The 12,999-nt window shown below is 45.8% G+C and carries 9 protein-coding genes; 8 read left to right on the forward strand and 1 reads right to left on the reverse strand.

The window, feature by feature from the left end; genetic code table 11:
- Positions 1 to 8 precede the first annotated feature (8 nt).
- Positions 9 to 2,225 (reverse strand): penicillin-binding protein 1B, encoded by a 2,217-nt coding sequence (mrcB, locus tag AC08OG_RS01890; protein WP_482930569.1) that lies wholly within the window; start codon positions 2,223 to 2,225, stop codon positions 9 to 11.
- A gap of 361 nt (positions 2,226 to 2,586) precedes the next feature.
- Between mrcB and AC08OG_RS01895 the strand changes: the two genes are divergently transcribed.
- The 8 genes from AC08OG_RS01895 (at position 2,587) to fba (ending at position 12,914) form a co-directional block, all read left to right on the forward strand.
- The gene (locus AC08OG_RS01895) at positions 2,587 to 3,903 is read left to right on the forward strand and encodes a YjgN family protein (protein ID WP_482929958.1); all 1,317 of its coding nucleotides are present in this window, start codon (positions 2,587 to 2,589) and stop codon (positions 3,901 to 3,903) included.
- Positions 3,904 to 3,905: 2 nt separating this feature from the next.
- Entirely contained in the window at positions 3,906 to 5,063 is a 1,158-nt protein-coding gene (locus AC08OG_RS01900) for a M48 family metallopeptidase (RefSeq protein WP_482929959.1), read from the forward strand.
- 195 nt (positions 5,064 to 5,258) lie between these two features.
- The gene (locus tag AC08OG_RS01905) at positions 5,259 to 5,813 is read left to right on the forward strand and encodes a thioredoxin family protein (protein ID WP_292354565.1); all 555 of its coding nucleotides are present in this window, start codon (positions 5,259 to 5,261) and stop codon (positions 5,811 to 5,813) included.
- A gap of 26 nt (positions 5,814 to 5,839) precedes the next feature.
- Positions 5,840 to 7,828: a transketolase gene (gene tkt / locus AC08OG_RS01910; protein WP_292354566.1), complete on the forward strand. Its 1,989-nt coding sequence runs from the start codon at positions 5,840 to 5,842 to the stop codon at positions 7,826 to 7,828.
- Between the two features lie 203 nt (positions 7,829 to 8,031).
- A complete protein-coding gene (gap, locus tag AC08OG_RS01915) occupies positions 8,032 to 9,030 on the forward strand; it encodes a type I glyceraldehyde-3-phosphate dehydrogenase (protein WP_482929960.1) in 999 nt (332 codons plus the stop codon).
- Positions 9,031 to 9,149: 119 nt separating this feature from the next.
- Entirely contained in the window at positions 9,150 to 10,334 is a 1,185-nt protein-coding gene (locus tag AC08OG_RS01920; protein WP_292403861.1) for a phosphoglycerate kinase, read from the forward strand.
- An 18-nt stretch (positions 10,335 to 10,352) separates the two neighbouring features.
- On the forward strand, positions 10,353 to 11,819 hold the full coding sequence (gene pyk, locus AC08OG_RS01925) for a pyruvate kinase (RefSeq protein WP_482929961.1): 1,467 nt from the start codon (positions 10,353 to 10,355) through the stop codon (positions 11,817 to 11,819).
- Between the two features lie 24 nt (positions 11,820 to 11,843).
- Positions 11,844 to 12,914 carry a class II fructose-bisphosphate aldolase gene (fba, locus tag AC08OG_RS01930; protein WP_482929962.1) on the forward strand — a complete coding sequence of 357 codons (1,071 nt, stop codon included), beginning with the start codon at positions 11,844 to 11,846 and terminating at the stop codon, positions 12,912 to 12,914.
- Positions 12,915 to 12,999 lie beyond the last annotated feature (85 nt).

The raw sequence follows: 12,999 nt of genomic DNA on the forward strand, positions 1-12,999 counted from the left end.
TAACGGACCTATCTGAAAATATCTTTGACCCAATCGATTGACCGTTTGATTGGATTGTCGATAAAAGTTTCTTCCGGTGTGGTACAGGCAGCAGTTTCTGTCGGTTGTGTGCCACTGATAAACGGGATTTGGGTGGCATTCTCGCATAAACCATCGGCAAGTTTTCCGCTTAACGGATCAATCCAGAGCATTTTAATACCTTCAGGCATCACCGGTTCGTAGGATTGTAACGGTTCCTGTGCCATATACCGTGTCCAAGCACGTAAGGCCCCACTGGAACCAGTGATCGGCATCGGACTATTATCATCCAGACCCAGCCAGACTACAGCGAGACGGTTACCGGTAAACCCGGCAAACCAGCTGTCACGCTGTTGATCTGATGTTCCGGTTTTGCCGGCAGTATTGATATTAATCGGCAACTGTTGGTAAATGCTACGGCCGGTACCACTTCGGGTAACTTGCTGTAAATTGTACTGCAGCAAAAACATGGGTTTCTCATCATTACTTTTTTGTAATTGAAATGGATAGCTGGAAAGCGGTTCACCTGCGCTGTCGGTGACAGTCCGAATAGTACGAGGTGGAATTTGAAACCCGGTTGCAGCAATCGTCTGATACATGCTGGCAACTTCCAGTGTCGATAAACTCTGCGCACCTAATAATAATGATGGATATGCATCCATAGGTCGATCAACCCCGAGACGTTTCAGGGTGTCGATCACTTTTTCTACCCCCAGCTCCATGCCCAGTTGCGCGGTCGACAGATTATAGGAATGGGTCAAAGCCTCATGCATTGGGACTACGCCATGGGGTTGTCCATCATAGTTCTTGGGGGACCAGGTTTGCTGGTTGGGCAAGGTCAGGCTGAAAGGTGAGTCGTCCAGTTCACTTATCAGGGTATATCCCTGCTCCAAAGCGGTAAGATAAACAGCAGGTTTTACAAGCGAACCAATTGGCCGACTGGCATCTAAGGCACGGTTGAATCCCTGGTAGCGGGTATTACGATCGCCTATCAACGCCAGTACTTCCCCTGTTTGTGGATCAGTCACCACCATACTGCCCTGAAGTTTCGCCAGACTTTCACCATAGGTTCTGCCTAAATCTTCAATGGTGCTGACCAGAGAAGTTTCTGCTTTATGCTGACTGATGGGATCCAGACTGGTGAAAATCTTTAGCCCCTCTGAGCCAAGATCTTCATCTTTATATTCTCGGCGTAATTGCCGTTTTACTAAATCAATATAGGCCGGATAAGCCTCTTTCATCGAACTACCAGCCGGAACCACATCCAGCTCAGCCGTTGAGGCCAGCATGTATTCTTCATCAGTGATTGAACCTTGCTGATGCAAAACACTCAGTACCAGATTCCGCCTGACTTTGGCACGCTCAGGATTACGTCGTGGATCGTAATAGGATGGTCCTTTTACCAGACCGGCCAATAACGCCAATTGATGTAATTTGAGTTCCTGTATTGGCTGGGCAAAATAATGTGCCGCACCAAGTCCAAAGCCATGGATGGCACGATTGCCGGATTGACCCAGGTAGACCTCATACAAATAGGCTTCGAGAATTTCGTCTTTGCTGTAATGAAATTCGAGGAGCATCGCCATTGGCAATTCCAGCATTTTGCGTAGCAAAGTACGATCGGCTGTCAGATAAAAGTTCTTAATTAATTGCTGGGTTAAGGTGCTGCCACCCTGCACAAATGCCCCTGCACGAATATTGGCTAATGTTGCACGCGCAATACCTTTAGGTGAAATACCAAAATGATCATAAAAATCCCGATCTTCAATCGCGATTAATGCATCAATAAACGCCTGCGGCGCTTCTTCAAGCTGAATTAAATCTCTATCTTCATTATTAAGTGGATAAATACCGCCGATTAAGGCGGGTTCAAGCCGGATTAATGTTAGTGACTGCTGATCTGCTGAACGGATCTGACTTAAGCTGTCACCACTGAACTCTAAAATAAGTTGCCTGGCTGGTTCAAGTTCGTCAGGGAAGTGAAAACCACGAGTCGACAACGTTGCCCGTGAAGCAGAAAAAGCGACTTCCCCTGGTGCGCTGACCTTATCAACAAACTGATAGCCCAACGCTTTAAGTTCTATTTTCAAATCGTTGAGTGACACTGGTGCGCCAACATATAACTCCAGTGGTCTGGCAAAGACTTTAGCGGGTAAAGCCCAACGTTTCCCCTCAAACTGACTGCGGATTTGCTGATCCAGATACAGTGTTGCCCCCCTAGCAAAAGCAGAATAATAAACAGCAGCTTGAACAGTGTGCCTTTAGAAATTAAGGCTCTACGTTTTTTTAGAGCGAGGATTACGCCGCTGCTGGGATGGAGGGGGATTTTTTTTACTTACCATAACCTGAGGAGTGAGAGTAGAAAGAATGGCAGTCGAAACGTGTCAGGCAAACCATAAAGACTTTAGTTTGGCTGCAATATCGTCAATGTGCCGCTTATATTAGCAAAGTCTTTCAATAGTTACTTCTGTAATCATTATTTATGACTATGAAAGCGAAAAGTTGCTGACAATTCTGCTTGCTTCTATACTTCGGCAAAACTCATTAAAACAGACAAGGAGGTCTAACGTGTCAGAGTTACGTTATGACGTGATGCTTAGTGGACAATTATTGGATGGATTCAATATTGAGGAAGTGATACATAATCTAGCGAGATTACTTGCCTTAACAGAAAATGCTGTTAGCGAACTGTTCCAGCAGAAACATGCGATTGTGTTGAAGGGGGTGGGTTACGAGCAGGCTCAGCGACAACAGGAAGAGTTGCAGAGTGCCGGTGCCGAATCCTACTTGATAAGGCATGATAAAAAAGAACCACGACTGCCGGCTATGGAGCAGGCTGCAAAAAATGATGGTTTGGCTCCAACGCAGGATGTTGAGATAGCTGCTGAAGTTGAGCCTCGACAAAGGGCATTTTTTTTCAGTGGTCAAGGTGCTGAATATTTCCGGATTTGGATAGTTAATATCGTGCTCACGATTATGACTTTGGGCATATATTCAGCCTGGGCCAAAGTCCGTAATAAACAGTACTTCTATGCAAATACTCAGCTTGATGGAGCAAGCTTTAGCTATCAAGCCGTTCCGTTGCAGATTCTCAAAGGGCGACTGATAGCCTTTGCTTTTTTTGTGTTCTATATTGTTACCACTTCACTTTTCCCGGCTACAGGCGTGATATTTGGTCTACTGTTCATCGTGTTATTTCCCTGGCTGGTCGTAAAATCACTGACATTCAATGCTTTTTATAGTGAATATCGCAATGTGCGGTTTGGATTTGATGGCCAATATAGTGAAGCCTTCAAGGTTTATATTCTCTGGCCGATTCTCGGTTTAGTGACTTTTTCTCTGCTGATGCCTTATGCCATTTATAAACAGCAGTGTTTTCTGGTGAGAAATATGCGCTATGGTGATACGGCATTTGAGTTCGAACCTCAAGCCAGTGCCTACTATAAAATTGCTTTGGCGATGTTTGGCATCGTTCTTATGACGTCCTTTGGGGTATTTCTGCTGGTAACGCTTTTAAACCGGGAAGCCGTGGGGATTCTGACGATGCTGTTAAGCGTGATGATGTATCTCACGTTGTTTGTATTTTTTACCGTTAAGACGACAAATTTACGTTTTAACCATGCCACACTCTCTTCTCATGCTTTTTCTGCCAACTACACCACAGCGTCTTATATGTGGTTGGTTTTGAGTAATACTGTGGCGATTGTGCTCACTTTAGGCCTGTTTATTCCATGGGCAAAAGTTCGGGTAGCTGCGTATAAAGCGGAACACACTAAAATGCTGGTGGCAGGCGATTTGAATCAGTTTTCCAATGCTGTCAGTCAGCGTGTGGGGCCGTTGGGTGAAGGTGTCAGTGATGTGTTTGATATGGATGTCGGTTTTTAATAATGCAACCGCTTTGGCAGCGTGTACGGATCGATGGCTTCTGGTATGAAGAAGGTGTTTCCAGACAGCGCGCTGCATTTTTACGGCATATTTCCGAGCAGGATATTGAAGTTGTAGACCGGTCGGATGGCACTCAGTTGGCTTGCTGTTCACTGAATGAGCTGAAAATTTCCTCACGTTTGGGTAACACTAGCCGACAATTGTATTTTCAGCAAGGTCAGAAATTTGAAAGTCTGGATAATGAGACCATCGATCAGCTGCTTATTGTCAAAGGTCATGGCTTTTCCCGACTCATTCATCTGCTTGAAAGTCGCTGGCAACTGGTTTTCTTTGCGCTGATACTGTTCGTAGGGTTTGGCTACGTCATGATGCAATATGGTGTGCCAGCTGCAGCAAAAAAAATGGCTTTTTGGTTACCCTCAACTATTTCTGATAAGGCGGCAAGTCATACACTTCGGTTGCTGGATGAGACGGTTTTGTCTCCCTCAGAACTGCCTCAACAGCAACGAGACATACTTTTAGCAAAGTTTCAGTCGTTTAGTGAGCAAGCCGATACACCGATAAATATCCAGTTTCGACAAGGTGGTAATTTAGGTGCAAATGCCTTTGCCTTGCCGGATGGCACAATAGTGTTCACCGATGAGCTGGTGAAACTGGCAGAGCAACCTGAAGAGTTGATTGCGGTACTGTTGCACGAGATTGGCCATGTGGCCCACAGGCATGGAACCCAGTCGGTGATGCAGAGTTCATTGCTAGTGGTGATGGCAATGGCTTTTGTCGGTGATACATCAGGGATTGCCGAAGTCTTTATGGGCATGCCTATCGTGATGATGCAGAGTGCCTATTCAAGAGATTTTGAGCGCGAAGCGGATCGCTTTGCTTTGCGATATATGCACTCCAATCAGATAGCAGGCTTTCATTTGGCTGATCTATTGGATCGTATTGGACTCAATATCAGATGTCGTGCCTATTTTTCCTTACAAGCTGAAGATAACTCGCAATCATCCCTGTGTGAAACTCCTGGAGGCTTACAACAGGCTCAACAGAAAGGCTGGCTTGTCACACCAACTGCTGAGGCAGCGGGTTGGCAAAGTTATCTTGATTCTCACCCTGATAATGCTGAGCGCAGAGCAATGTTGGTCAATGAAGTCGCTGAATAAAGTGTGCTGACTAAAACAAGTGCTGCGAATATATCGGTTTTGTCTCAATATACAAAAACCTAGCGAACTTATTCTGGCGAATTGGCTTATTTCGCATTATCTAAATTGTCTGGTAATATGCTGAACTCCAAATTGGTTTCGTGTGGTTAAAGATCACCGAAATTGCCTAAAAACAGGAACTAAAGTGAGATCTTAATGGCTTTAGAGACACCCGTCTGTGACTTTGGCCAAGCGGCCATAGATTTTGCCCTGCCGGGCACAGACAACAAAATCTGGACACTGGAAGACTGTCGTGGTGAGAATGGTTTGTTAATCATGTTCATCTGTAATCATTGTCCTTATGTCAAAGCCATTATGGATAGACTGATCCGTGATACCAACGAACTTAAACAGCTGGGCATCAATTCTGTGGCAATTTCTGCCAATGATGTCGCTGATTATCCAGAAGACTCTTTTGACAACATGAAAACTGTTGCTGAACAAAACGGGTTTTCTTTCCCTTATCTGTATGACGAAAGCCAAGAGGTTGCTCAAGCTTATGGCGCGGTGTGTACTCCTGATTTTTTTGGTTACAACAAAGATTTGAAGTTGCAATACCGTGGTCGCCTTGATGCCAGCCGCAAAGAAGCCGCTCCAGCGGACGTACGCCGTGACTTATATGAAGCGATGAAACAAGTTGCTCAAACCGGTCATGGTCCAGAACAACAGATACCCAGTATGGGCTGTTCCATCAAATGGCGGGCAGCTTAATTTTTTTTAATAGGAGAACGTAGATAATGGCTACACGTAGACATTTAGCAAATGCAATCCGTGCGTTAAGTATGGATGCAGTGCAAAAAGCGAATTCCGGCCATCCGGGTGCCCCAATGGGTATGGCGGATATCGCTGAAGTATTGTGGAATGACCACATGAAACATAACCCGAACAACCCGAAATGGGCTGATCGTGACCGTTTCATTTTGTCTAATGGCCACGGCTCTATGCTGATTTACTCATTGCTGCATTTGAGTGGCTATGATTTGCCAATGGATTCCCTGAGAACATTCCGTCAATTGCATTCACAATGCGCGGGTCACCCTGAATACGGTTATGCTCCAGGTATAGAAACAACGACGGGTCCATTAGGCCAAGGTATTACCAACGGCGTTGGTTTTGCGATGGCTGAAAAGTTAATGGCACATCAGTTCAACAAACCTGGTCATGACATCGTTAACCACCATACCTATGTATTTATGGGTGATGGCTGTCTGATGGAAGGTGTTTCTCATGAAGCATGTTCTTTGGCCGGTACATGGGGCCTGGGCAATCTGATCGCATTCTGGGATGACAACAATATCTCTATCGACGGTCACATTGATGGCTGGTACACCGATGATACTGTTAAGCGTTTTGAAGCTTATGGCTGGCATGTTCAATCTGTTGATGGTCATGATGCTGATGCAATCAACAAAGCCATCGCAGAAGCGAAGAAAGTCACTGATAAACCATCATTGATCTGCTGCAAAACCATCATTGGTTATGGTTCACCAAACAAATGTTCAAGCCATGATTGCCATGGTGCAGCATTAGGTGAAGAAGAAGTTGAATTGACCCGTAAGCAACTGGGTTGGGAATACGAGCCATTTGTTATTCCAGAAGATGTTTATGCAGGTTGGGATGCTAAAGCGAAAGGCGATGCCGCTGAAGCTGAGTGGAACAAGAAATTCGATGCTTATGCTAAAGAATATCCAGAACTGGCAGCAGAATTTAAACGCCGTATGGCCGGTGAATTGCCTGCTGACTGGAAACAAGCATCAGCCAAAGTCATTGCTGATCTGAACGAAAAAGCAGAAAGTGTTGCTTCACGTAAAGCATCACAAAACGTTATCGCTGCATTGGCGCCTATTTTGCCAGAATTCATTGGTGGTTCTGCTGACTTAACCGGTTCAAACCTGACCAGCTGTTCAAGCTTTAAACATGTGTCTGGTAAAGAGATGGGTAACTACATTTCATACGGTGTTCGTGAGTTTGGTATGTTTGCCATCATGAATGGTATGGCATTGCACGGTGGTCTGCTGCCATATGGTGGTACTTTCCATATGTTCTCTGACTATGCCAAATCAGCGCTGCGCATGGCTGCCTTGATGAAAATTCGTACCATTGCGGTATTGACCCATGACTCTATCGGTCAGGGTGAGGATGGTCCTACGCATCAGCCAATCGAAAATACAGCTGGTCTGCGTTACATCCCCAACATGGATGTATGGCGTCCTGCTGATGAAACTGAAGTTGCGATTGCCTGGACTGCAGCTGTTGAGCGTATGGATGGCCCAACCAGTCTGGTATTGAGCCGTCAGGGTATTCCTGGTCGTAAACACGACACAGCTGCTTTTGATGCGATTCGTAAAGGTGCTTATGTGTTGTCAGAAGCCGAAGGCGGTAAAGCTGACGTGATTCTGATCGCAACTGGTTCAGAAGTGGATCTGGCCGTTAAAGCACAAGAAGCGCTGAAAGGCGACGGTGTAAATGCACGTGTTGTTTCTATGCCTTCAACGAACGTCTTTGATCGTCAGGATCAGGCTTATAAAGACAGCATCCTGACTCCAGGAGTGAAACGTGTTTCTGTTGAAGCCGGTGTAACTGACTTCTGGCGTAAATACGTTGGTCTGGAAGGCGGCACTGTTGGTATCGATACCTTCGGTGAATCTGCTCCAGGCGGTGTTTTGATGAAACACTTCGGCTTTACTGTCGAAAACGTTGTTAAAACTGTTAAATCAGTTCTGTAATTAAAGAACTGTTTTTAGCGAGCTAAATGGAGATGACCAGTAGATGCAAATCTACTGGTCATTTTTTTAAATGGGTCTGTTTATCTTTCATCGCACCATTGCGGGCGGTGATGAAAGATAAGCAGTTCCAAGTCTCATAACTGCAGTTTTCGGTAAGATTTCAGTTCTGAGGCACAATATCAAACCTATTCAGAGGAAACAGAATGACTATCAAGGTGGGTATTAATGGTTTTGGCCGTATCGGCCGTATGGCATTTCGTGCTGCAGCAAAAGATTTCCCTGAGATCGAAGTCGTGGCAATCAACGATTTACTTGATCCCGATTATCTGGCGTATATGCTCAAATATGATTCTGTACATGGCCGATTTGAAGGTGATGTTGAGGTTAAAGACGGACATCTGGTTGTTAATGGTAAAACCATTCGTGTTACCGCTGAGCGCAACCCTGCTGATTTGAAATGGGATGAAGTTGGTGCCGATTTAATTATTGAATGCACCGGCTTTTTCCTGACGGAAGATTCCTGTCAGGCCCATATTGCTGCCGGCGCTAAAAAAGTCGTGCAATCTGCACCTTCCAAAGATCACACGCCGATGTTTGTTTATGGCGTGAACCATGACAGTTATGCCGGTCAGGCAATTGTTTCAGCAGCCTCCTGCACAACTAACGCTTTGGCACCGGTTGCCAAGGTTCTGCATGACAGTTTTGGTATTAAGCGTGGTTTGATGACCACGGTGCATGCTGCCACAGCAACACAGAAGACTGTCGATGGCCCGTCAATGAAAGACTGGCGTGGAGGTCGCGGTATTCTGGAAAATATTATTCCGTCATCTACCGGCGCCGCAAAAGCAGTAGGTAAAGTGCTGCCGGAATTAAATGGCAAATTGACCGGGATGGCTTTTCGGGTGCCTACTTCCGATGTTTCAGTGGTTGATTTAACCGTTGAATTAAACAACGATGCCAGCTATGAATCAATTTGCGCAGCAATGAAAACTGCCGCTGAAGGTGAATTGAAAGGTGTTTTGGGGTACACCGAAGAAAATGTGGTCTCCACAGATTTCCGTGGTCATACCGCCCCTTCAAATTTTGATGCAGGTGCAGGTATTGCGCTTGATGGCACCTTTGTAAAAGTAGTCGCCTGGTATGACAATGAATATGGTTATACCTGCAATATGATGCGTCTGGTTGAGCATGTTGCGCCTTAATTCATTGTAGCCATTCAACCATTAATTCAAGGCTTCCTGTGAAGGAGGCCTTTTTTTATGTATTTTGAAGGCTATAATCAGAACGGGTTCACAAAATTTACACAAGAGGGCAATACCTTATGTCAGTAATAAAAATGGCCGATTTGGACTTGGCTGGAAAACGTGTGTTGATCCGACAAGATTTGAATGTTCCACTCAAATCGGGTGTTGTCGCAGATGGCACACGCATCCATGCTTCTTTAGCGACCATAAATCTGGCATTGGAGAAAGGTGCCAAAGTTATGATTATGTCTCATCTCGGACGTCCGACTGAGGGAGAATATGAACATAAATATTCACTAGCACCGGTTGCCAATTATCTCTCGGCTCTCTTGGAAAAACCGGTACGTCTGGAACAGAACTGGCTGGAGCCAGAATTTATTCCAGTCGAAGTGGGTGAAGTTGTTTTGTGTGAAAACGTACGATTCAACATTGGTGAAAAAGCCAATAATGATGATCTGGCAAAACGTATGGCCAAAATGTGTGATGTGTTTGTTATGGATGCATTTGGTACCGCCCATCGAGCTCAGGCTTCAACGCATGGTATTGCCAAATATGCCACGATTGCCTGTGCCGGGCCTTTATTATCTGCAGAACTGGAAGCTTTATCCAAAGCACTGGATAATCCTGCCAGGCCAATGGTTGCTATTGTAGGCGGATCAAAAGTGTCTACCAAACTTACCGTGTTGGAAACCCTGTCGAAGAAAGTGGATCAATTGATCGTAGGCGGTGGTATTGCCAATACGTTTATTGCGGCAGCTGGTTATAACGTTGGTAAATCGCTCTATGAGCCGGATCTGATCGACACTTGTAAAAAGCTTTCAGCAGAAGCTGTGAGCCGTGGCGGCAATATACCCGTACCCAAAGACGTGGTCTGCGGTAAACATTTTGCCGAAAATGCAGAAGCGGAATTAAAATCAGTCGATAAGGTAACAGATGACGACATGATTTTTGATATCGGACCAAAATCTGCTGCGGAGCTGGTTGAAATTATTAAACAAGCTGGTACGGTTGTATGGAATGGTCCGTTAGGTGTTTTTGAATTCAGCCAGTTTGGTGAAGGCACCAAAGAAATAGCGATGGCAATAGCGGAATCAGACGCTTTCTCGATTGCTGGCGGCGGTGATACGTTGGCAGCAGTGTCTAAATACAAAATTTGTGACGATGTTTCTTATATTTCTACCGGTGGTGGTGCTTTTCTGGAATTCCTTGAAGGCAAGAAGTTACCTGCAGTGGAAATTCTTGAGCAACGTGCCCGCGAGTAAATTAATGAGTAACTAATTATGGCTGCCCGTCGAAGAACGAAAATTGTTGCAACCCTTGGGCCTGCGACAAAAGATCATGCCGTTCTTGACGCGATGATATCGGCAGGCATGGATGTTGTACGGCTTAATTTCTCGCATGGTTCATCGCAATCGCATATTGATATGGCTGACAGGGTGCGTAACCGTGCCAGCGACTTTGGACGTGAGGTTGGCGTATTAGTCGATTTGCAGGGACCGAAAATACGCATCTCTCGATTTAAGAATGGTGGTGTGAAACTTGTTGAAGGAGAAGCTTTTACTCTGGATGCAGCCCTGGCAGACAATGACGGTGATAGCACTCAAGTCGGGGTCGACTACAAATCCCTGCCCCATGATGTTAAGCGTGGTGACACGTTGCTATTGGATGATGGCCGCATTGTGTTATGGGTTGAATCAGTTATTGATCAACAGATTCACTGTCGCGTTACCGTGGGAGGCATGCTCACAGATAATAAAGGTATTAACCGGCAGGGAGGTGGATTATCGGCATCAGCGCTGACAGCTAAAGATATGGCCGATATAAAAACAGCTGCTGAAATGCAGGCTGATTACCTCGCCGTTTCATTTCCACGAAGTGCTGAAGATATTCATTTGGCACGTCGTCTGTTGCGTGAAGCCGGGGGCTATGGCGGGATTATTGCCAAAATTGAACGAGCTGAAGCGCTGGATGATATTGATGCCATTATTGAAGCCTCAGAAGGCATTATGGTCGCACGAGGTGATTTAGGCGTGGAAATGGGGGATGCTGCATTACCGCCGATTCAAAAACAGCTAATCGCTAAAGCCAGACGCATGAATCGATTGACTATCACTGCGACGCAAATGATGGAATCGATGATTGAAAGCCCCATTCCAACCCGTGCCGAGGTGTTTGATGTGGCCAACGCCGTGCTGGATGGTACCGATGCGGTGATGCTTTCGGGGGAAACCGCAGTCGGACATTATCCGGTTAAAGTCATTGAAGCGATGGATCGTATCTGTCTGCAGGCGGAACAGCAGCGTGAAATACGTGTTTCACGTCATCGCATGGATTCAAAATTCGCACGAATTGATGAAGCTATTGCGATGGCTGCGATGTATACGGCGAATCATCTGGATGTTAAAGCTATTGCCACGATGACAGAATCCGGAGCCACGCCATTATGGATGTCACGTATTAGCTCGGGAATACCAATTTTTGCATTAACTCCTCATGTGGCTACCCGACGGCGGGTCACGCTTTACCGTGGTGTCTACCCGGTAAGTTTTGTGGTTGAACATACGGACCACTCGGCCTTGAACAAAGAGGCCATAGAAGAATTACAGCGTCGAGGTGTTGTCAAAGAGGGTGATATAGTGATTATCACCAAGGGAGACCTCGAAGTTCAAGGTAGTACCAGTGCAATGAAAATTGTCAAAGTTGGAACGTTGGTTGAACCACGTCCCTCAGGCAGTAGTTGTGAATAAATATGAATGGTTGGAGATTAGATAATGGCACTCGTTTCTATGCGACAGTTACTTGATTACGCGGCAGAGCATCAATTTGCCATCCCCGCATTTAATGTCAGTAATATGGAACAGGTACATGCCATTATGCAGGCCGCTAATGCCGTCGACAGTCCAGTAATAATGCAAGCCAGTGCCGGAGCACGTGATTACGCTGGTGAGCCCTTTCTTCGGCATTTGATTCTGGCTGCGATTGAAGCCTATCCGCATATCCCCTTGGTGATGCACCAGGATCATGGTGCCAATCCGTCAATTTGTGCGCGTTCCATTCAATCCGGTTTCAGTTCGGTGATGATGGACGGCTCCCTGCTGGAAGACATGAAAACTCCTTCAGATTTTGACTACAACGTAAACGTGACCAGTAAAGTCAGTGAAATGGCTCATGCCTGTGGTGTTTCAGTCGAAGGTGAGCTTGGCTGTCTCGGGTCACTGGAGACCGGCATGATGGGTGAGGAAGATGGTCATGGTGCTGAAGGTAAATTAGATCACAGTCAGTTGTTAACCGATCCCGATGAAGCCGTTGAGTTTGTCAGGCAAACCCAGGTAGATGCGTTGGCGGTTGCCATTGGTACCAGTCATGGTGCTTATAAATTTACTCAGCCACCCACTGGTGAAGTGCTGGCCATCAGTCATTTGAAGACCTTGCAACAACGTTTGCCCAATACCCATTTTGTGATGCATGGATCCAGTTCTGTGCCGCAGGACTGGCTGGAAATCATTAATACCCATGGTGGAAATATTGGCCAGACCTATGGCGTGCCAGTGGAAGAAATTGTTGAAGGCATAAAATACGGTGTGCGTAAGGTAAATATTGATACTGATTTAAGGATGGCTTCAACCGGTTCTATCCGCCAGTTTTTGACCGATGAAAAAAATGCAGCGGTGTTTGACCCGCGTAAATTTTACAAGGAAGCAACCAAAGCGATGCAGGCGATTTGTCAGGCACGCTATGAAGCGTTTGGCAGTGCTGGCCATGCCAGTAAAATCAAACCTATTTCATTACATGACATGGTAGAACGTTATCGCAGTGGAGAACTTACTCCTAAGTTAAATTAACGTTGATTTGCTAGCGGCTTTTGCAGCATTTTCTGGAATTTGCTGATGCTGGAAAAGCGTGTCTACTGACATTCGCTGCCAGTCT

Source organism: Methylophaga sp. F7 (assembly GCF_056863975.1).

Bases quoted from the DNA above. Each gene is read 5' to 3' on its own strand.
- tkt (WP_292354566.1), top strand. From the start codon at position 5,840: ATGGCTACACGTAGACATTTAGCAAATGCAATCCGTGCGTTAAGTATG.
- AC08OG_RS01900 (WP_482929959.1), top strand. From the start codon at position 3,906: ATGCAACCGCTTTGGCAGCGTGTACGGATCGATGGCTTCTGGTATGAA.
- gap (WP_482929960.1), top strand. From the start codon at position 8,032: ATGACTATCAAGGTGGGTATTAATGGTTTTGGCCGTATCGGCCGTATG.
- fba (WP_482929962.1), top strand. From the start codon at position 11,844: ATGGCACTCGTTTCTATGCGACAGTTACTTGATTACGCGGCAGAGCAT.
- AC08OG_RS01920 (WP_292403861.1), top strand. From the start codon at position 9,150: ATGTCAGTAATAAAAATGGCCGATTTGGACTTGGCTGGAAAACGTGTG.
- AC08OG_RS01905 (WP_292354565.1), top strand. From the start codon at position 5,259: ATGGCTTTAGAGACACCCGTCTGTGACTTTGGCCAAGCGGCCATAGAT.
- pyk (WP_482929961.1), top strand. From the start codon at position 10,353: ATGGCTGCCCGTCGAAGAACGAAAATTGTTGCAACCCTTGGGCCTGCG.